Source organism: Pyxidicoccus sp. M6 (assembly GCF_055568925.1).
On record NZ_CM145714.1, the window covers coordinates 10245464 to 10264183 of the forward strand.

The 18720-nt window shown below is 69.8% G+C and carries 19 protein-coding genes; 11 read left to right on the top strand and 8 right to left on the bottom strand.

The genetic code is table 11. From position 1 onward, the window contains the following. Positions 1 to 2 precede the first annotated feature (2 nt). The 3 genes from ACVTJA_RS40270 to ftsE are packed head-to-tail and all read right to left on the bottom strand — an operon-like array spanning position 3 to position 2745. Positions 3 to 1154: a murein hydrolase activator EnvC family protein gene (locus ACVTJA_RS40270; RefSeq protein WP_465828437.1), complete on the bottom strand. Its 1152-nt coding sequence runs from the start codon at positions 1152 to 1154 to the stop codon at positions 3 to 5. Next, positions 1151 to 2053 (bottom strand): cell division protein FtsX, encoded by a 903-nt coding sequence (locus ACVTJA_RS40275; protein ID WP_465828440.1) that lies wholly within the window; start codon positions 2051 to 2053, stop codon positions 1151 to 1153. The genes ACVTJA_RS40270 and ACVTJA_RS40275 overlap by 4 nt, the downstream gene beginning before the upstream one ends. After that, a complete protein-coding gene (ftsE, locus tag ACVTJA_RS40280; protein ID WP_206725459.1) occupies positions 2050 to 2745 on the bottom strand; it encodes a cell division ATP-binding protein FtsE in 696 nt (231 codons plus the stop codon). The genes ACVTJA_RS40275 and ftsE overlap by 4 nt, the downstream gene beginning before the upstream one ends. Before the next feature lie 120 nt (positions 2746 to 2865). Here ftsE and ACVTJA_RS40285 point away from each other — a divergent pair, with 120 nt between their 5' ends. Beyond that, entirely contained in the window at positions 2866 to 4338 is a 1473-nt protein-coding gene (locus ACVTJA_RS40285; RefSeq protein ID WP_465828443.1) for an SLC13 family permease, read from the top strand. Positions 4339 to 4477: 139 nt separating this feature from the next. Here ACVTJA_RS40285 and ACVTJA_RS40290 read toward each other — a convergent pair whose 3' ends face one another. Continuing rightward, positions 4478 to 5035 carry a hypothetical protein gene (locus ACVTJA_RS40290; protein WP_465828446.1) on the bottom strand — a complete coding sequence of 186 codons (558 nt, stop codon included), beginning with the start codon at positions 5033 to 5035 and terminating at the stop codon, positions 4478 to 4480. 260 nt (positions 5036 to 5295) lie between these two features. Between ACVTJA_RS40290 and carF the strand changes: the two genes are divergently transcribed. Continuing rightward, positions 5296 to 6153 (top strand): plasmanylethanolamine desaturase, encoded by an 858-nt coding sequence (gene carF / locus ACVTJA_RS40295; protein WP_465828448.1) that lies wholly within the window; start codon positions 5296 to 5298, stop codon positions 6151 to 6153. 77 nt (positions 6154 to 6230) lie between these two features. Here carF and murI read toward each other — a convergent pair whose 3' ends face one another. Then, a complete protein-coding gene (murI, locus tag ACVTJA_RS40300; protein WP_465828450.1) occupies positions 6231 to 7046 on the bottom strand; it encodes a glutamate racemase in 816 nt (271 codons plus the stop codon). 125 nt (positions 7047 to 7171) lie between these two features. Continuing rightward, entirely contained in the window at positions 7172 to 8179 is a 1008-nt protein-coding gene (locus tag ACVTJA_RS40305; RefSeq protein ID WP_465828452.1) for a hypothetical protein, read from the bottom strand. Positions 8180 to 8337: 158 nt separating this feature from the next. Here ACVTJA_RS40305 and ACVTJA_RS40310 point away from each other — a divergent pair, with 158 nt between their 5' ends. The 8 genes from ACVTJA_RS40310 (at position 8338) to ACVTJA_RS40345 (ending at position 15787) form a co-directional block, all read left to right on the top strand. Continuing rightward, on the top strand, positions 8338 to 9048 hold the full coding sequence (locus tag ACVTJA_RS40310) for a MotA/TolQ/ExbB proton channel family protein (protein ID WP_465828456.1): 711 nt from the start codon (positions 8338 to 8340) through the stop codon (positions 9046 to 9048). A gap of 12 nt (positions 9049 to 9060) precedes the next feature. Further along, a complete protein-coding gene (gene tolR / locus ACVTJA_RS40315) occupies positions 9061 to 9528 on the top strand; it encodes a protein TolR (RefSeq protein ID WP_465828458.1) in 468 nt (155 codons plus the stop codon). Between the two features lie 3 nt (positions 9529 to 9531). Further along, a complete protein-coding gene (locus ACVTJA_RS40320) occupies positions 9532 to 10320 on the top strand; it encodes a TonB family protein (protein ID WP_465828460.1) in 789 nt (262 codons plus the stop codon). Then, complete coding sequence (locus ACVTJA_RS40325; protein ID WP_465828461.1) at positions 10317 to 11609, top strand: LpqB family beta-propeller domain-containing protein; 1293 nt, start codon at positions 10317 to 10319, stop codon at positions 11607 to 11609. Before ACVTJA_RS40320 ends, ACVTJA_RS40325 begins: the two co-directional genes overlap by 4 nt. Before the next feature lie 113 nt (positions 11610 to 11722). Next, entirely contained in the window at positions 11723 to 12289 is a 567-nt protein-coding gene (locus tag ACVTJA_RS40330; RefSeq protein WP_465828463.1) for a hypothetical protein, read from the top strand. 92 nt (positions 12290 to 12381) lie between these two features. Continuing rightward, entirely contained in the window at positions 12382 to 13575 is a 1194-nt protein-coding gene (locus tag ACVTJA_RS40335; RefSeq protein WP_465828465.1) for an aminotransferase class V-fold PLP-dependent enzyme, read from the top strand. A 14-nt stretch (positions 13576 to 13589) separates the two neighbouring features. Continuing rightward, positions 13590 to 14525 carry a Ppx/GppA phosphatase family protein gene (locus ACVTJA_RS40340; protein WP_465828466.1) on the top strand — a complete coding sequence of 312 codons (936 nt, stop codon included), beginning with the start codon at positions 13590 to 13592 and terminating at the stop codon, positions 14523 to 14525. Then, on the top strand, positions 14522 to 15787 hold the full coding sequence (locus ACVTJA_RS40345) for a spinster family MFS transporter (protein ID WP_465828468.1): 1266 nt from the start codon (positions 14522 to 14524) through the stop codon (positions 15785 to 15787). The genes ACVTJA_RS40340 and ACVTJA_RS40345 overlap by 4 nt, the downstream gene beginning before the upstream one ends. Before the next feature lie 10 nt (positions 15788 to 15797). On the opposite strand, the gene ACVTJA_RS40350 is transcribed toward ACVTJA_RS40345, so the two are convergent. Then, entirely contained in the window at positions 15798 to 17138 is a 1341-nt protein-coding gene (locus ACVTJA_RS40350; RefSeq protein ID WP_465828470.1) for a lysophospholipid acyltransferase family protein, read from the bottom strand. Positions 17139 to 17723: 585 nt separating this feature from the next. On the opposite strand from ACVTJA_RS40350, the gene ACVTJA_RS40355 reads away from it, so the two are divergent. Beyond that, positions 17724 to 18188: a hypothetical protein gene (locus tag ACVTJA_RS40355; protein ID WP_465828472.1), complete on the top strand. Its 465-nt coding sequence runs from the start codon at positions 17724 to 17726 to the stop codon at positions 18186 to 18188. 13 nt (positions 18189 to 18201) lie between these two features. Here ACVTJA_RS40355 and ACVTJA_RS40360 read toward each other — a convergent pair whose 3' ends face one another. Then, positions 18202 to 18717 (bottom strand): hypothetical protein, encoded by a 516-nt coding sequence (locus ACVTJA_RS40360; protein ID WP_465828474.1) that lies wholly within the window; start codon positions 18715 to 18717, stop codon positions 18202 to 18204. Positions 18718 to 18720: the final 3 nt, after the last annotated feature.

An 18720-nucleotide genomic window follows, 5' to 3' on the forward strand; every position in this document is an offset into this window, starting at 1 on the left:
GCTCACTGCGACGGAGCCAGCCACAGCGCCGGGTCCACGGCCTGCCCGGCCTTGCGGACCTCGAAGTACAGGTACGCGCCCTTGAGAGAGCCCGTGTCGCCCACCTCGCCCACCACGTCGCCAGCGACCACGGTGGCGCCGAGCTCGGGCGTAATCGTGGCGAGGTGGGCCATGAGCGTGTGGAAGCCGTCGCCGTGGTCCAGGATGAGCAGGTTGCCGTAGCCGCGCAGCGAGCCCGCGTAGGCCACGGTGCCCTCGGCCACGGCCTGCACCGCCGCGCCCGCGGGGGCGCGGATGTCCAGCCCCTTCTGCACCGTGACGGTGTTGAAGCGCGGGTTGACCACCTTGCCGAAGCCCACCTCCACCACGCCCTTCACCGGCCGGGGCAGCTTGCCCTTCAGCGCGCCGAAGCCGTGCGTGGCGGGCAACTCCTTCAGGTCCGCCACCACGCGCGTCAGCTCCGCGTCCGCCTGCTCCAGCTCGCGCACCGCGCGCTTCGCCAGCTCGGCCTCGCCGGCCAGCGAGCCCACCACCTCCTCCAGCGCCTCCTGCTGCGCGCGGGCCAGCTTCTCCTGCTCCTGGAGGAAGGCCACTCGCGAGGCCAGTGACGTCTGGAGCCGCTTCAGCTCGAGCGTCGCCTGCCGCTGCAGGTGGGCCACGCGCTGCACCGCGCGCAGCAGCTCGAGGTCTCCGGACATGCTGGCCTCCAGCGCCCGGGCGCGCCACACCAGCGCGGAGAAGTCCTCGGCGGACAGCAGCACCTCCAGCGGCCGGCGGCGCATGAGGCGGTACAACGTGCGCAGCCGGGGAGACAGCCGGCGAAGCTGGAGCCGCAGGGCCTCGCGCAGCACGGCCTCCTCGCGCTCGGCCAGCGCCACGCGGCGCTTGAAGACAGCCAGGTCTCCCTCCAGCGAGCGCACGCGCCGCCGCGAGAAGGCCGCCATCTCCTCCATCAGCTCCACGCCCTCCAGTACGGAGAGCTTCTTCGCCTCGATGAGCGCCAGCGTCGCGCGCTGTGTGGCCAGCTTCTCGCGCACGGCCGCCTGCTCGGCCTCCTCGTGCTGCTGCGCGGACGCGGCGGAGGCAACCAGGGACACGGCCAGGGACACGGCCAGGGAGACGGCCAGCGGAAGGTGGAGACGCGCCCGGCTCATACGCGCAGGAAGCGCCCCACCGCGACGAAGCTGCCGCCCAGGCCCAGGCCGCACCCGGCGCCCACCAACTCCAGCGCCAGCCGCGGCTCCACCCACGGCGCCGCCACGCCCGGCCCCAGGAGGAACGCGAAGAGCGAGCCCAGCGTGGGCCCCATCACGTGCCCGAAGGTCCACAGCCCCAGCAGCGCCACGCCCGCGCCCATCAGCCCCTGGAGCAGCCCCTCCAGCAGGAAGGGCGCCTTCACGAAGCGGTCCGTGGCGCCCACCAGCTTCTGGATTTCAATCTCGCCGCGCCGCGCGTAGATGGCGAGCTGCAGCGTGGCCCCGACGATGATGACGGTGGCGCCCAGCACCACCGCGAAGGCCACCAGCGCGCCGAACCGCAGCGCCCGCGCAATCGCCGTCAGCCGCTCCACCGCCGCCTCGCCGTAGTCCACGCCCGACACGCCCGGCAGCGCACGCAGCTCCTTCGCCAGCGCCTGGAGCGCAACCGGGTTGCGCTTCTCCGGAGGCACGCGCAGCTCCAGCGTCGCGGGCAGCGGGTTCTCCGGCAGCTCCGCCAGCGCGTCGCCCAAATCCCCCAGCTCCGTGCGCAGCCGCGTCAGCGCGGCCTCCGGCGGCACCAGCGTCACCTCGCCCGCCGTCACCTCCTGCACGCGGATGCGCACGCCGTGCACCTCGTCCTCGCCCAATTCGGGCGACAGGTACACCGTCACCTCCACCTCGCCGCCGAGCGACGCGAGGAGGTTGTCCAGCACCCGCGCCGCGCCCCGTGCCATGCCCGCGGAGAACAGGGCGATGGCGATGGTGGTGACGGCGATGAAGTGCACGAAGGGCGAGTGCTTGAGCCCCCCCCCCGCCGAGCGCAGGAAGTACGCCGCCTTCGCCGCCACGCTCATCCGGCCACCATCCGCCGCGCCGCCTTCACGCCGTCCTCGTCGGACACAATCTGCCCGCGCTCCAGCCGCACCGTGCGCTTCTGGTAGCGCGCGAGCAGCGTCGCGTCGTGCGTGGCCACCATCACCGTGGTGCCGCGCACGTTGACCTGGGTGAGCAGGTCCATGATTTCCACCGTGAGCGCCGGGTCCAGATTGCCGGTGGGCTCGTCCGCCAGGAGGATGGTCGGGTCATTCACGAGCGCGCGCGCAATCACCACGCGCTGCTGCTCTCCACCCGACAGGCGCAGGGGGAACGAGTCGGCCTTGTGCTCCAACCCCACCAGCTTGAGCATGCGGCGCACCTTCTCGCGGGCCTCCGCGCGCGGCACGCCGAGCACGTCCAGCGTGAAGGACACGTTGTCCTCCACGGTGCGGTGCGGCAGCAGCTTGAAGTCCTGGAACACCACCCCGATGTTGCGCCGCAGGTACGGCACCGCGGACTCGCGGATGCGGGCGATGTTGCGGCCACCCACCAGAATCTGCCCCTTGGTGGCCTTCTCCGCGCAGAAGATGAGCTTGAGCAGCGTCGTCTTGCCCGCGCCGGACGGGCCGGTGAGGAAGACGAACTCGCCCTTCTCCACGTTGAGGTTGATGTCCGAGAGCACCGGCGGGTCGCCGGGATACGCCTTGTACACGTGGAAGAACTGAATCATGGCGCGCGCGGGAGGGCCGCCAACCTAGCACGGCCCGGCGAGAGCACCCCACGCACGCACGGCGACCAGGCCGGCTTTCCCCTCCCACCCGTGGTGTCACCTGTGCGAGCGTGCAGGGCCATGAGCCAGCGGGCCGCTCCGCGTACGACAACGGGCCAGTGGGTGGGGCGCATCGGTGGACCCATCGTGGCCGCGCTCGTGTACCTCATCCCCTCCGGGCTGCACTCCATTCCGGGCATGGGCCACCGCCCCGCCGCGGCCGCCGCCGTGGCCGCGTGGATGGCGCTCTGGTGGTTCACCGAGGCCGTCCCCATGGGCTGGACGGCGCTGCTGCCGCTGGTGCTCTTCCCCGCGCTGGGCGTGTTCGGCGCCGAGGGCGTCGTCGCGGCGGTGGGCCACTCCGCGCAGCCCTTCGTCGACCCGTACATCTTCCTCTTCATGGGCGGCATGGCCCTGGGCGCCGGGCTGGAGCAGTGGGGCCTGCACCGGCGCATCGCCCTGCTCATCATGCGCGCCATCGGCACCGGGCCCCGGCGACTGCTGTTCGGCATGCTGGCCGCCACCGCCGCCGTGTCGCTCTGGATTTCCAACACCGCCACGGCGGTGATGATGGTGCCCATCGGCATGGCGCTGGTGACGCAGCTCGAGGCCACCGAGGGGCGCCGGCTGGAGCACTTCGGCGCGGCGCTGATGCTCGCCGTGGCCTATGGCTCCAACATCGGCGGCATCGGCACCAAGATTGGCTCGCCCACCAACTCCGTCTTCGCGGGCGTGGTGTCGCGGCGGCTGGGCACCGACCTGGGCTTCGTGGAGTACATGGTCGCCGCCCTCCCCTTCGTCCTCATCTTCCTGCCCATCGCCTGGGCGGTGCTGTGGCGCTGGGCGCGCAAGGACGCCATGGGCCCGGGCCAGGGCGGGGACGTCATCGCCAGCGAATTGGCGCGGCTCGGCCCCCTGTCCGGCGGCGAGCGCGTGGTGGGCGGCGTGTTCCTCGTCGCGGCGGTGCTGTGGATTTTCGGAGACCCGCTGCGCGCCCTGCTCGCCCCGCACGTGGCCCGCGCCTTCGACGGCTTCAAGCTGGCGGGCAAGCACTACGAGGCGGGCGTGGCGATTGCCGGGGCGCTGGTGCTGCTCCTCGCGGGCCGGCTGTCGCTGGCCGCGCTGCGCCGCGTACCGTGGGACACGCTGCTGCTGTTGGGCGGCGGCTTCGCGCTCGCGGCCGGAATCGAGGCGAGCGGCCTGTCCGCCTGGCTCATCTCCCGCCTGTCCGGACTGGAGTCGCTGCCGGGGCTCGCGCAGCACGGCGTGGTGGCCACCGTCACCATCCTGCTGTCGGCCATCGCCTCCAACACCGCCACCGTGAATGTCATGCTCAACGTGCTGCCCGCCTCGCGGCCGCTGATGGCGGTGAGCACCTTCGCGGCCTCGTGCGACTTCGCGCTGCCCGCGGGCACGCCGCCGAATGCCATCGTCTTCGGCAGCGGCTACGTGCGCCTGCCGGTGATGATGAAGTCCGGCGTGCTGCTGGACGTGCTGGCCGCGCTGGTGCTCACCGTGTACGGGGTGACGTGGGTGCAGTGGGTGCTGCCGTAGTCAGCCCCCGTCCGCGGCCGTCCAGACGCCGAGCGCCCACAGCCCCTTGACGGGACGAGGGGTGTCCAGTGCTTGTACAGGGTCTGTCCGGGGCCGGGCGGGCGTACCTGGAAGGCGGCCCGGCGCGGGAGGGGCGGTGCTACTGCTCGCCCTCGCCGGCGAGGTAGCTGAGGATGACCTCGTCGAGGCTCTTCTCGGAGATGAGGTCCTCGCCGAAGAGGGTCTCCACGCCGACCTCGTTGATTTTCGGCTTCTCCTTCATCGCGCGGGCGGCGGCCACCTCGGGCGGCAACACCGGCGCCGAGGGAACGGCGGGCGCCTGCGGCTGGACCGGACGCGGGGCCATGGGCTGGCCGGGCTGCAGCTTCACGGGCGCCGCGTCCGTCTCCAACTGACCGGGCTGGTAGCTGCGCGCCGTGGACTCGTAGCTGTCGTACACGCCGTTGATGAGGTTGCGCAGCATCTCCTTGTGCTGCTCCTCCATCAATTCGCGAACGACCTCCGACAGGTTCTCCGCGTTGAGGATGTCCGCGTAGGACGTCTTCTTCGACGCGAGGATGTTCCCGCCCACGAACAGGTGGGTGATGATGTGGGGGTTGTTGACGCCCGAGTCCTCGGTCTGGACGTGGTAGACCTTCCCCTTGTGCTTGATGTTGTGGTTGAAGCCGGTGACGGCTTTCTCGAAGGTTTTCGTCATCGCCGAGGCTGCGGACCGTACCAGCCGGATCTCCACGACACAAGGTAAGCGTCATCGTGTCCGCCGCCCGCAGACGGGCGCCTGCCCGCCGGGCGTGACGCAAGACTTGCGCGAGCCCGCCACGCGCCCCGTCCCGAGCCCACCAGCCGTGCGAGCCCTCGGGAAGTTGGGGCCCATCCGTTGAAAAGCCGAAAGCGGCTGGGGTACGTACAGCCTGACGTGAGCGGTGCTCAACGCCGCCGACGTCCAGGACTCCACGGATGAAGAAAAACGAGATCAAGAACAAGGTGCGCCAGCAGGACGCCCAGGTGCTGGCTGGGGGCTACTCGCCCGCCATTCGCGCGATGGAGATTGCTTCCATCGTCACCTTCGTCTCGCTGGAACTGGCGCTGGCCTACCGGCTCTGGGGCAACCCCTTCACGGGCACGTGGCTGTTGCTCAGCGCGGTGCTGCTGGGCTACCTCGCCGCGGACTTCGTGTCCGGCTTCGTCCACTGGATGGGCGACACATGGGGCTCCACGAAGATGCCGCTGCTGGGCAAGGCCTTCATCCGCCCCTTCCGCGAGCACCACGTGGACGAGAAGGCCATCACCCGCCACGACTTCGTGGAGACCAACGGCAACAACTGCCTCATCTCCATCCCCGTGGCCATCATGGCCGTGGCCATGCCGCACACGGGGCCGGGCTGGGTGTTCGTCTCCGCCTTCCTGGGCGCGATGATCTTCTGGGTGATGGCGACCAACCAGTTCCACAAGTGGTCGCACATGGACACGCCGCCGGCCCTCATCGGCTTCCTGCAGCGCGTGCACCTCATCCTGCCGCCGGACCACCACCGCATCCACCACACGGCGCCGTACAACAAGTACTACTGCATCACCGTGGGCTGGCTGAACTGGCCGCTGAACGCGGTGCACTTCTTCCCCACGCTGGAGCGCCTCATCACCTGGGCCACCGGCCTGCTGCCGCGCCAGGACGACATCGGCGACGAGGCCGCGCTCGCCCTGGTGAAGGCCCAGTCCGACGCCGAGGCCCCCGTCGTCCAGGCGGCCAAGGAGCTGCTCACCAAGGCCACCGAGGAGACCTCGACGGCTCCCGTCTCCACGCGCCCGTCGGCCTGAGGCGCGGTACGGCCGGGTGACGCCGCCTCCGCAACGGAGGCGAGGACGTCACCCGGTCCGGGCCCGGAAGGGCCGAATCAGAACGTCAGGTCCACCTGCTCCGCGGTGGGGATGGGCCGGCCGAGGAAGCGCGCTCCCACGTCCACGAAGCGCTCCGGCACGTCGGTGACGTAGTACTCGTGCGTGGGCGCGGTGTGCGCCGCCGAGGCCAGGCCGCCGCGCTCCTTCAGCAGCTCCGCCACCGCCTCCGCCGTGGCCTCCGCCGAGTCCACCAGCGACACATCGGGCCCCACCACCTCCGCGATGACGCCCTTGAGCAGCGGGTAGTGCGTGCAGCCCAACACCAGCGTGTCCACGCCGTCGCGGGCGAACTCCGCCAGGTACTCGCGCGCCGTCAGGAAGGGCACGTCGCCCGTGGTCCACCCTTCTTCCGCCAGCGGCACGAAGAGGGGGCAGGCGCGGGCCTTCACCCGCACCCGCGGGTCCCCGGCCTCGAGCGCGCGCTGGTAGGCCCCCGAGCGGATGGTGCCCGGTGTGCCGATGACGCCCACCCCGCCGCCCTTCGTGCGCGACAGGGCCGCCCTCGCGCCGGGAGCGATGACGCCCACCACCGGAATGGGCAGCGCCGCTTCCAGCGCCGGCAGCGCCACCGACGAGGCGGTGTTGCACGCCACCACCAGCAGCTTCACGCCGCGCTCCATGAGGAACTGCGCGTTCTTCAGCGAATAGCGCGTCACCACCTCGCCGGACTTGGTGCCGTAGGGCACCCGCGCGGTGTCACCGAGGTACACCGTGCTCTCGTGGGGGAGGTGGGCCATGAGGGCCTTGAGGACCGTCAGCCCTCCGACACCGGAATCGAACACACCAATGGGACTGTGGCTGCCTTGCCGCATGCGGAGTGTCCCTATCACGTTTGATGCCAGCGCCAGCGGCCCCCCCGGAAACGACGAAGGGCCGGGGCTGTGTGCCCCGACCCTCCGTTCACTTCGCGAGCAGGCAACCTGACTGCCGGTAACCGTTACAGCCGGACGAGGGGCACCGTGAGGGCGCTGTTCGGGCCCGGGAACTGGTGGGCAATCACGTCGATGAAGGGCCCGTTGTCCGGAGAGAGATACTCGCGGCCGTCCGAGCCCTGAGCGTACATCTCCACCTTGTAGCGGCCCGGGCGGAGGAACTCGTACACCACCGGGGCGTCGTTGCAGCCGTGGCCGTCGCCGAAGATGCCGTACACCAGCTCGCCGGTGAAGGCGTCGCGGAAGTTGATGCGCACCTCGGTGAGGCGGGCCTGCGAGCACGTCAGCGTCTGGCTCCCGGCGACGATGTCCCAGCGGATGGAGGCGCCACCGATGGCCCACAGGTCCGCCGTGTGCGAGGTGGGCGTGCCGGCCTGCGTCTTGATGGTGCCGCTGTAGTAGTACCAGGGGGCTCCGCTCGAATCGACGGCGACGAACTCCACGTTGTGGTTGCCGGGCTCCAGGTACGGCGTCTGGATGTTGTTGGCGCCCCAGCCGCGGGTGCAGTCGAAGTGGGCCCACTCGCCGTCATCCACGCGGACGTCGATGGAGGCAATGCCGGCCTGCGCACAGTTGGGGTTCTGGCTGACGTTGTTCGGCGGGAACTGCCAGCTCAGGTACGCGAACGAGGGCGGCGCGCCCGTCGGCGTCAGGTCCACGCTCACCGTCACATCGCCGTCCACCCGGAAGGTGCCGCTGGCGTAGTAGAGGCGCTCGTTGGAGTAGCTGACGGCCTCGATGGTGAAGCTGTAGGCGCCCGGCACGAAGTCGTGGAGGACGATGCCGTCGAAGCCGTTGGCCTGGCAGGGATAGTAACCATCGTTCTCCAGCACCTCGCCGGGGATGGTGATGTTGACGCCCTTGATGTCGCGGTCCTCGTCGCAGCGCAGACCACCGAACGTCCAGCGGAACGTGGCGTCACCGGGGTAGCCCGGGTCGTCGTGGTCGTGGATGACGCAACCAGGGGCAACCGCCGCCAGGCAGAGAAAGGCGACCAGCAGTCGGGAGTTCATGGGGAACCTTCGTGGGGTGGTAGGTGTTCGGCCCGTTACAACCACTCCGGACGGCCACCCTCGGGAATTATTCAGCCAAGGCCGCATTCCGCTTCAAGCAACCGGGCGTATCTCCAATGTTTGACCCTGTTGTATCGGAGTGTTACGGCCTCCACCCCATGACGCCCCACCTGCCCCTGGCGCTCGGCGCCATGAACTACGTGGAGATCATCCGCGACGCATCCTTCATCGAGCTGGCCGTGCTGCTGCTCCTGATGGCCGTCTCCGTCGCCTCCTGGGCCCTCATCGCCATGAAGGCGGCCCAGCTCGCGAAGGCTCGCGCACAATCTCTCACCTTCCTCGACACCTTCTGGAAGGCCTCGCGGCTGGAGGCCATCTACCAGACGGCCCAGAAGCTGGATGGCTCGCCGCTCTCCAAGGTGTTCTGCGCCGGCTACGAGGAGCTGAGCAAGCTGGCTCAGGCCAAGGAAGGCGGCGCCGAGGGCGCCATGGCCGAGCGGATGGGCGGAATCGAGAACGTGGAGCGCGCGCTGAACCGCGCGTCCACGGCGCAAATCACGGAGCTGGAAGCGCGCGTGTCCTTCCTGGGCACGGTGGGCGCGGCCTCGCCCTTCGTGGGCCTGTTCGGCACCGTCATCGGCATCCTCAGCGCGTTCAACCAGATTGCCGAGCAGGGCAACGCGACGCTGGCCACGGTGGCCGCGCCGGTGGGCAACGCGCTGTTCGCCACGGCGGCGGGCCTGTTCGCGGCGATTCCGGCGGTGGTGGCCTACAACTCGTTCGTCAGCCGCATCAAGGTGTTCGACACCGAGATGTCGAACTTCTCCGCGGACTTCCTCAACATCATCAAGCGGCACTTCTTCCGCTAGGCGAGGCCTGCCATGGGAATGAGCGGAGGCAACCGCGGCGGTGGCCGCACCACCATGAGCGAAATCAACGTCACGCCCATGGTGGACGTGATGCTGGTGCTGCTCATCATCTTCATGGTGACCGCGCCCCTCATCCAGCAGGGCGTGAAGGTCAACCTGCCGGAGACGAAGGCCGCACCGGTGGAGGCCACGGAGAAGAAGCTCGTGCTGTCCATCGACGCCGGCCGCAAGGTCTACATCGGTGACGCCGAAGTCGCGCTGGAGGAGCTGGCGGAGAAGCTGGCCGCCAACGCGAAGGCGCAGGCCGACAAGGAGGTCTACCTCCACGCGGACCGCGACGTGCCGTACGGCGTGGTGGTGGAGGTGATGGCGGCGGCGCAGCGCGCGGGCATCAACAACGTCGGCATGATTACGGACCCGTCCGGTGGGGCCAAGACGTCCAACGAGAAGAAGGGCAAGTCGAAGGAGGCGAAGCGCTAGCCCATGACGGACTCCGCGGTGGCCCACAGCCTGCTCGTCTCGCGTCCCACGCGGCTGTCGCGCTTCGTGGCGTTCTCCGTCGCGGGGCACATCGCCGTGCTGCTCGCGGCGGTGCTGTACGCGCGCTTCACCTCCGGGCCCCAGGTGGACCTGGAGGCCAAGCCCATCAAGGCCTCGCTGGTGCGGCTGGGCAAGCCGAGGGACCCGAAGCTGCTGCCTCGCAAGGAGCAGCTCCCGCCTCCGCCCAAGCAGGTGGACGCGCCCAAGCCCGCTCCGGACGCGCCGCCTCCGCCCTCGTCGGCCGCGGTGGCGGTGCCCATTCCGGGCGTGAAGCCCGAGCCCTCCTCGCAGCCGAAGCCCGCGCCCGTGAAGGGCGAGACGTCGGGCGAGGACCGCCGCAAGCGCCTCTTCGGCGCCTTCGACAAGACGGCCAAGGCGGCCGAGCCCGAGGAGGCCGAGGGCGCGGAGGATGGCGACCCGGACGGCGACTCGGCGACGGCCGAGGGCGAGCGCTACTTCGGCCTGCTCCAGTCGCAGGTGCGCCGTCACTACAGCGTGGCGGACACCATTCCGGAGTCCGAGCGCCTGCACCTCAAGGCCATGGTGGCGGTGCGCCTGGGCCGCGCGGGCGAGGTGCTGGACGTGAGCCTCACCAGGCCCAGCGGCAACGACTTGTTCGACTCCGCCGTCGTCACCGCCGTGCGCAAGGCGGCGCCCTTCTCTCCCCCGCCGGACCACCTCCGGGACACGCTGCAGAAGAGCGGCGTCAACCTGGTGTTCAACGCCCTATGAAAGCCCTGCTCCTTTCCCTCGTCCTCCTCCCGCTCGCGGCGCTTGCCCAGGCGCCGACGATTGAAATCTCCGGCGCCAACTTCCGCCCGCTGCCGGTGGCCGTGCCCGCGCCGCTGACGCAGAACGAGGGTGGCAAGAAGCTGGCCCCCGCCTTCGACGCGTCCTTCAGCTTCGACCTCGCCGCCTCCGGCATCCTCCAGGTGCTGGACCGCAAGAGCTTCACCGCGGACGCGACGGAGGGCATGACGGCCGGCAGCATCAAGTTCAGCCGCTGGGCGGACGTGGGCGCCGAGGCGCTGGTGAAGGTGTCGCTGGCACAGGACGGCGGCGTGCTTCGCGGCGAGCTGCGCCTGTTCAACGTCGGCACCGGCCGAGAGGACTTGAAGGTCTCCAAGGACGCCCCGGCAGACGACGCGTCGCTCCTGGCGCACCGGCTGGCGGACGCGCTCTACCGGCACTTCACGCGCGAGCCCAGCCCCTTCCTGTCGCGCATCACCTACGTGCGCAAGGCCGGGCAGAATCGCGACATCGTCGTGGCGGACTGGGACGGCGGCAACCCGAAGGCGCTCACCAAGGGCGGCATCAACATCCTCCCCGCGCTCTCGCCGGACGGCGCGCAGGTGGCCTTCACCACGTACCGCCGGGGCCAGCCGGACATCTTCGTGCAGAAGCCGGGCGGAGAGGCGCGCTCGCTCATCGCCGAGGGGCAGATGGTCACCGGCGCGGCGTACTCGCCGGACGGCAAGCGCATTGCCTACGCTCTGGCGGAGGGTGAGAGCGCGCAACTCTACGTGGCCAACGCGGACGGCAGCGGCGCCAAGGCGGTGACGGACACGCCGTACGGCCTCAACACCAGCCCCGCGTGGTCGCCGGACGGCAAGCGCCTCGCCTTCGTGTCCAACCGGGGCGGCAGCCCGCAGGTGTACGTCATGAACGCGGACGGCTCGGGCGTGCGCCGGCTCACCTTCCAGGGCAACTACAACCAGACGCCGGACTGGTCGCCTCGCGGAGACCTCATCGCCTTCACCGCGCGCGACGAGCGCAACGCCTTCGACCTGTTCACCGTCAACGTGGAGACGGGCAAGGTGACGCGCCTGACGCAGGACCAGGGCAACAACGAGGAGCCGGCCTTCTCGCCCAACGGGCGGCTCATCGTCTTCACGTCCACGCGCAACGGCGGCACGCAGCTCTTCGTCATGACGGCGGACGGCAACAACCAGCTCCCGCTGCGCGCCGAGAAGGGCACGCTGCTGACGCCCGACTGGGCGCCGCTCGCGCAGGCGGAGTGAGACTGGAGTCTGGCCCACCGGTACTCCACTGGACGGGATGCCGGTGAGTCCTCGACGCGGGGGTAGGAGGCGGGTGTAGCCTTCGCGCCCCTGCGTTTCCTTTCGAGGTTGCCATGCTCAAGACTGCCTCCCTGCTCCTGGTCGCCGCGACGCTGCTGGGCGCCTGCGCCTCCAGAGGGCCGGTGCCGCCGACCGTCACGTACACCTCCTTCGGTGAAGCCCGGCTGTCCGAGGACATGATGCTGGTGGAGCGCTACACCAGCGGCTTCCTGGCGCGGAACCCGGGCTCGGGCGGGGGACACTCCCATACCCAGGAACGCGTCGTGCGCATGCAGCCCGCGCAGGCGGGGGAAGAGCAGCCCGTGCGCGTCCTCATCGACGCACTGCCCGAAGGCGTCGATACCCGCCAAGGCAGCCTCGTCGTCGACGAGGGCGCGCCCCACGTGGTGCTCGGACATGTGCTGCTGCGCACGCGCCGGGGCGCCGCGCTGACTCGCGAGCAGATTGTCGAGGAACTGAAGCACATCGCGGTGGAAGCGGGGGGCAACGTCATCGCCCTGAGCTTCCTCAAGGCGCATCAGAAGAACCCGCGCGGCGCTTTCGCCTACGTGCTGAAGTCCGACCTTACGCAGGTCGACCTCACGAAGAACCACCCCACCCAGCTGCCCAGCAAGCCCTGACGGCGCGGCGAGTCGTGAGGGCGCCCCTCCTCCGAGGGAGCCTCCTCTCCTCGCGTTGACAGGGGGCGCCGCGTCGGGTCGAGTGCCCGCGCATGAGCGCCCCCTTCCGCAAGCACTGGAGCCTGGACTCCGAGGTCCGCTTCCTCAACCACGGCTCCTTCGGCGCCTGCCCCACCGCCGTGCTGCAAGCGCAGTCCGAGCTGCGCGCGCGCATGGAGGCGGAGCCGGTCCGCTTCCTCCACCGCGAAGTCGAGCCGCTGCTGGACTCGGCCCGCGAGGCACTGGCCGCCTTCATTGGCGCCGAAGCGGACGACGTGGCCTTCGTCACCAACGCCACCACCGGCGTCAACACGGTGCTGCGCTCGCTGCGCTCGCTGCGCTTCGCTCCCGGTGACGAGCTGCTCACCACCGACCACGAGTACAACGCCAGCCGCAACGCGCTGGAGTACGCGGCCTCGCGCTGGGGCGCGAAGGTGGTGGTGGCGAAGCTGCCGTGGCCCATTCCCTCGCCGGATGCAGTGGTGGACGCGGTGCTGGCGCACGTGACGCCGCGCACGCGGCTGTTGCTGGTGGACCACGTCTCCAGCCAGACAGCGGTGGTGATGCCGGTGGCGAGGCTCATCGCCGCCCTCCGGGAGCGGGGCGTGGAGACGCTGGTGGACGGCGCGCACGCGCCGGGCATGCTGCCCCTGTCCCTGCGCGAGTTGGGCGCGGGCTACTACACGGGCAACTGCCACAAGTGGCTGTGCGCGCCCAAGGGCGCGGCCTTCCTCCACGTGCGGCGTGATTTGCAGGCGGACATCAAGCCGCTGGTGGTGAGCCACGGGCACAACTCGACGCGGACGGACCGCTCGCGCTTCCGCCTGGACTTCGACTGGCTGGGGACGCATGACCCGTCCGCCGCGCTCTGCGTGCCGCATGCGATTCGCGTCGTAGGTGGGCTGCTACCCGGCGGCTGGCCGGAGGTGATGCGGGCCAACCGCGAGAAGGCGCTGGCCGCGCGGAAGCTGCTGTGCGAGCGGCTGAAGGTGACGCCCGACTGCCCGGAGGACATGGTGGGGAGCATGGCGACGGCGCGGCTGCCGGACGGCTTCCCCGCGCCCCCGGAGCCACCGCTCTACGTGGACCCGCTCCACCTGCGCCTCTTCGACGAGTACCGAATCGAAGTGCCCATCGTCCCCTGGCCGAAGGCGCCCGCGCGTCACGTGCGCGTCTCCGCCCAGCTCTACAACACACACGACGAGTACCAGGTTCTGGCCGATGCTTTGGAAGCGCTGCTGCGTTGAGTAGGCTCCCGCGAATGCCGCGTTTCGCCACCATTGATGTGGGAACCAACTCGGTGCTGCTGCTGGTCGCGGAGCGCACCCCCGAAGGCCGTTTCGAAGCCGTGCAGGAGCGCGCGGAAATCACCCGCCTGGGCCGGGGCGTGGACGCCACGCGCCGCCTGTCTCCGGAAGGAATGGAGGCCACGCTCGCGGTGCTGGAGTCCTTCGCCCGCGAGGCCCGTGAGTTGGGCGCGCAGGGCATCGCCGTCTCGGCCACCAGCGCGGCGCGTGACGCGCAGAACGGCGCCGAGTTCCTCGCCGCGGCGAAGGAGCGCGCGGGCGTGACGGTGGAAATCATCTCCGGCCAGTTGGAGGCGGAGCTCTCGTTCGCCGCCGTGCACGCGGACTTCGCGTCGGAGGCGGCGGGTCCGCTGCTGGTGTTGGACATCGGCGGCGGCTCCACCGAGTTCATCTACGGCAACCCGGCCGGGCACGTGGACTTCCGGCACAGCTTCGACGTGGGCGCGGTGCGGCTCACCGAGCGCTTCGTGCGCACGGACCCGCTGACGGCCGAGGACCGCGCGCGCATCGAGACGCACCTGCGCGACACCTTCAAGGCACTGCCCCCGCCTCCGCCCGGCGCGCTGATGGTGGGCGTGGCCGGCACCGTCACCACGCTCTATGCCGTGCAGCACGCCATTGCGCCGTACGACGCAGAGGCCGTCCACGGCGGCACGCTGTCCGTCACCGAGCTCGAGGCGCTGGTGGACCGGCTGTGCGGCCTGCCGCTAGAGCAACGCCGCGCCCTGCCCGGCCTGCAGCCCAAGCGCGCGGACGTCATCCCCGCCGGCGCGCTCATCCTCCTCGAGGCGGTGAAGGCGCTGGGCCTGGACGCGTGCCACGTGAGTGACAGGGGCCTGCGCTGGGGACTGCTCGCGCACCGCTTCGGAGCCGGAGCCACCTCGCCATGAACGCAACTCCTGCCGCGAACTCCGCGGCCTCGCCCATCTCGCCCGCGGCGAACGGCGGCTTCGCGTTGTTCGTCCTGACGCTCATCAACCTGGTCAACTACCTCGACCGGTACATCGTCGCGGCCGCGCTCCCGGACATCCAGAAGGAGTTCGGCATCAACGACACGCAGTCCGGCCTGCTGGGCACCGTGTTCATCGTGGTGTTCATGCTGGCCTCGCCGCTGGGCGGCTTCCTGGGAGACAGGATGCCGCGCAAGCTGCTGGTGGCGGGCGGCGTGCTGCTGTGGAGCCTGGCCACGGGCTCCAGCGGGCTGGCCACGTCGTTCATCGCGCTGCTGGTGGCGCGCGCGGTGATTGGCATTGGCGAGGCGGGCTACGGCGCGGTGGCGCCCTCCATCATCTCGGACCTGTACCCGCGCGCGCTGCGCACGCGGGTGCTGGCGTTCTTCTACATCGCCATTCCGGTGGGCTCGGCGCTGGGCTACGTGCTGGGTGACGCGCTCAAGCCGTGGAATCACGCCTTCTTCGCGGGCGCGGTGCCGGGCCTCGTGCTGGGGACGCTGGCGTTCTTCATGCCCGAGCCGAAGCGCGGCGCCATGGATGGGCCGGACGCCACGCTGAAACTGCCCTTCATGGTGGGACTGAAGGGGCTGGGACGCAATGCGGCCTTCTGGGCGACGACGGCGGGCTACACGCTGATGACGTTCTCCATTGGCGGGCTGGGCTTCTGGATGCCCACGTACCTCGTGCGCGAGCGGCAACTCTGGGTGGAGAGCCCGGGCAAGGTGGGCTTCGTGTTCGGCGCGATTACCGCCGTCGCGGGGCTCACGGGGACGCTGGCCGGAGGCTGGCTGGGTGACAGGCTGGACCGCAGGCGCGAGGGCGGCGGGCTGTGGATGTCGGGCATCGGCCTGCTGCTGGCGGCGCCGTGCATGTACCTGGCGGTGAACATCAGCGGGACGTGGGCGACCTTCGCGGCGATTGCGGTCGCGCAGTTCCTCATCTTCCTGAACAGCGGCCCCATCAACGCGGCCATCGTCAACTGCGTACCCACCGCGTTCCGCGCGTTCGCCATGGGATTGAACGTGCTGTTCATCCACATGCTGGGCGATGCCATCTCCCCCACGCTCATCGGAGGCATCGCGGACGCGGCGAACCTGCGCACGGCGATTGAGCTGAACGCCATCCCCGTGCTGCTCGGCGGCCTGGCCCTGCTGCTGGGCGCGAAGAAGTTCCGCGAGGCCGTGCCCCGCACGCGCTGAAGCCCCCGCGTCAGGGCGTCACGGGAGCGGGACCGGACAGCGAGGTGCCGTCCAGCTTCGGGCGGTACTCACCGGCCAGCCGCTCCACCTCCGAGGCCAACCGTTCACCGTCCGCGAGCAGCATCGTCTTGAGGCGCGCGCGGTTGCCCAGCGTGAAGAACACGGTGATGTCGCGGCGGAGGGCCTCCCAGCGCTCCCCGAAGTAGAGCGTGAAGAGCGCCAGAGGCGGCACCGCGAGGAAGGTGGCCACGCCCCAGGGGAGCCCCGCCCACCACCCTGCCGCCACTGTCAGTGCGCCCCACCACACCAGGGCCACCACGAAGGCGGTGAGGAACTTCACCGTGGCCTGCACGTCCAGTTCCGCCTTGCGGCTCGCCGCGCGAGGCAACTGGTACGGCAGCCAGAACAGCAACAGCCCCAGTGCGAAGAGCGGCAGGCCCAGCACCAGCGCGAGCAGGTTCTTCACGACGAAGGGCACTACGTTGCCGGGCCGGTACACCAGCGCGAGGTCCTCGGGGCCGGTGGCCTGCACCAATTCCATGCGGTGCTTGAAGGCCGCGAGGTGGGCGCGGATGCCCTCGAAGCGCTCGGGCTCCTGCGCGCGGAAGAGTTGCACGCCGCGGGCCCAGAGCCGCAGCCGCTCGGCGTCCAGCGGCCCGCCCTGCTTGAAGGCATAGAGCTGCTCGGCGAGCTGCGCCAGCGGCAGGTCCGCCCACTGCTCCAGGTTGAGCGTGACGGCGCGCAGCCCTTCGGCGATGCGCTCGGTGAGGGCGCGCACGGTGTCGGGCTCGGAGGCCGCGTCCTTCGGAAGGAAGGACTGCACCTCGACTGCGGGGCCCACGTCGATGAGCACCTCGCTGCGGAAGACGTTCTTCTCCGCGTAGGTGAGACCCACGGGGACGATGCGGACGGGGGCACCCTCCTTCGCGGCGTTGAGGGCGATGCGCGCGGCACCGGTCTTCAATTCCGCGAGCCCGGGCTCCGAGTGGCTCTTGCCCTCGGGGAAGATGGTGATGGCGCGGCCCTGCACGAGCGCGCCCTTGGCGGCATCGAGCGTGCCCTCGTTGCCCGCCATCTTCGTGGGGTCATCCTGCTTGCGATACACGGGCAGCGCGTCGAGACCCCGGAGCAGCCAGCCGATGACAGGCATCTTGAACAGTGGCGCCTTGGCGAGGAACGTCACCTTGCGGCGCGTGAGGATGAACACCAGCGCGGGGTCGATGAGCCCGTTGGGATGGTTGCCCACGAAGAGCACGGGCCCCTCCGGCTCCTTCTCTGGGGCATTCACCTTCACCCGGTAGAAGAGCCGCAGGAACAGGGCCACCACCGCACGTACGCACGCGTAGAACACGGTGCGGACTGTAGCGCAGGGAGGGACGACACGCTTCGGCCAGCCTGGAGTCCTGCGCTGCCACGGTCAAGTCCCGACGATGCACTGTTCGAGCCTGCCTGCTTCTCGATGGAGTCCCCCTGCTACGCTCGGAGGCACGCGTGCATGCCTGTGGTTGGCACTGGGGTGCTTGTGGCTCACAGGCTGTGCCGGTGCTTCGCGGCCATTGCGTCAGTCCGTGGGGCCGGGACCTGGACCGGGCTGCGCGAGCACCGTCGACTGCTCGTGCAAGAACGGCTCGGAAGCAGCGTGTGAGCAATTGGGGACGGCGCCCAGGACGCCAAAGCCGAAGGCCCCCAAGCCTCCGAACCCGGGCCCGGTCGTTCCGCCCAAAACCACGGAAGGCCTGGAGGAAAAGGGGGACGGCAAGCCTTATGACCGCTGCAATGACCTGTACACAAAATGCATGGAGCAGGCGAAGGTGGCGAACCGCCGCAACTCGGGCGACTGGGGAAACACCGTCTGCCAGCAGTGCTTCGACCTCTGCAGGGAACGCGGCTACTGGCCGACCAGAACGCTCGGAGGACGCAAGTGCCCCGCAGTCGAATGAGCCCTCAGCAAAAGCTCGCACATGAATTCGGCGAGACGCTAGGCCGGACCGAGATTGCCCTGCACGATGAGCCCCATGCGGTGTTCCGGGCGGAGATGCTGCGATTCCTCCGGAGGATGCAGGCCAAGACGAAGTCGACGTTCGTGCGCCGCGAGATGGCCAGACGGGTCGCGGAAAGAATCCTGTACAGGGCATGCATGCCCGCGGAACCTGCGACAACTCTCGTCTTGGAGCTCAAGCGACTGACGCGGCTTGGATTCTCCTCCACCGAAGGCCGAGTAACGACTGCCGCCATGCTCGGCAGATGGATTCAGCTGGGCGAGGAAGACTCTCCCCTGGTCAGACCGTTCATCGCGGATACGGCGTCACGCGTGAAACGAATGCGAAAGGGCCGCTATCGAACGGCCCTTCAAGAGTCCATCGACCTCGCCATGGTCCGCACCGGCATGAAGCCGGAATGAACCTCACAAAGCCTCACGGATACTTATCCACCACCTGGATGACGCCCGTGTTGTCCTGCACGACGGAGAAGCCCTTCATCGGGCTCGGATAGGCAATCAGGCCCTCGCCGTCCTTGTCCCAGCGCGCGTCGAGCAGGATTCCGCAGAAGGGCACGGACACGCCTCCGCTCTCCTGCAGGAAGATGCGGTCATACCGGCCGAACACCCGGTGCTTCGTCACGTACAGGCGCCCGCCGATGCGCGCCCCTGGCAGCTTCTTCTCTCCCTCGTCCCGAGGCAGCGCAATCACGAAGCTGTAGTTGTACCGGGCCGGCCCCGGGTGGTCCTGGATGGCGTCCACGATGACCGGCACCTTGTCCCCCGGCTTCAACCCCAGCCGCTCCATCTGCAACAGCGCTCCGCGCGGACAGTCGCCCTCGGGCGGCATCCACTTGGGACGCTCCGCCTTCGTGCTCTCCGCCTGCGTGTGCCGGCAGCCGGAGACGAGCCCCAGCATCACCCACGCCGCCATCCACGCTGGCCCGCGCATGCG

Coding starts and splice junctions, on each gene's coding strand:
- ACVTJA_RS40270 (WP_465828437.1), bottom strand. CDS start 1,154: ATGAGCCGGGCGCGTCTCCACCTTCCGCTGGCCGTCTCCCTGGCCGTG.
- ACVTJA_RS40275 (WP_465828440.1), bottom strand. CDS start 2,053: ATGAGCGTGGCGGCGAAGGCGGCGTACTTCCTGCGCTCGGCGGGGGGG.
- ftsE (WP_206725459.1), bottom strand. CDS start 2,745: ATGATTCAGTTCTTCCACGTGTACAAGGCGTATCCCGGCGACCCGCCG.
- ACVTJA_RS40285 (WP_465828443.1), top strand. CDS start 2,866: ATGAGCCAGCGGGCCGCTCCGCGTACGACAACGGGCCAGTGGGTGGGG.
- ACVTJA_RS40290 (WP_465828446.1), bottom strand. CDS start 5,035: ATGACGAAAACCTTCGAGAAAGCCGTCACCGGCTTCAACCACAACATC.
- carF (WP_465828448.1), top strand. CDS start 5,296: ATGAAGAAAAACGAGATCAAGAACAAGGTGCGCCAGCAGGACGCCCAG.
- murI (WP_465828450.1), bottom strand. CDS start 7,046: ATGCGGCAAGGCAGCCACAGTCCCATTGGTGTGTTCGATTCCGGTGTC.
- ACVTJA_RS40305 (WP_465828452.1), bottom strand. CDS start 8,179: ATGAACTCCCGACTGCTGGTCGCCTTTCTCTGCCTGGCGGCGGTTGCC.
- ACVTJA_RS40310 (WP_465828456.1), top strand. CDS start 8,338: ATGACGCCCCACCTGCCCCTGGCGCTCGGCGCCATGAACTACGTGGAG.
- tolR (WP_465828458.1), top strand. CDS start 9,061: ATGGGAATGAGCGGAGGCAACCGCGGCGGTGGCCGCACCACCATGAGC.
- ACVTJA_RS40320 (WP_465828460.1), top strand. CDS start 9,532: ATGACGGACTCCGCGGTGGCCCACAGCCTGCTCGTCTCGCGTCCCACG.
- ACVTJA_RS40325 (WP_465828461.1), top strand. CDS start 10,317: ATGAAAGCCCTGCTCCTTTCCCTCGTCCTCCTCCCGCTCGCGGCGCTT.
- ACVTJA_RS40330 (WP_465828463.1), top strand. CDS start 11,723: ATGCTCAAGACTGCCTCCCTGCTCCTGGTCGCCGCGACGCTGCTGGGC.
- ACVTJA_RS40335 (WP_465828465.1), top strand. CDS start 12,382: ATGAGCGCCCCCTTCCGCAAGCACTGGAGCCTGGACTCCGAGGTCCGC.
- ACVTJA_RS40340 (WP_465828466.1), top strand. CDS start 13,590: ATGCCGCGTTTCGCCACCATTGATGTGGGAACCAACTCGGTGCTGCTG.
- ACVTJA_RS40345 (WP_465828468.1), top strand. CDS start 14,522: ATGAACGCAACTCCTGCCGCGAACTCCGCGGCCTCGCCCATCTCGCCC.
- ACVTJA_RS40355 (WP_465828472.1), top strand. CDS start 17,724: ATGAGCCCTCAGCAAAAGCTCGCACATGAATTCGGCGAGACGCTAGGC.
- ACVTJA_RS40360 (WP_465828474.1), bottom strand. CDS start 18,717: ATGCGCGGGCCAGCGTGGATGGCGGCGTGGGTGATGCTGGGGCTCGTC.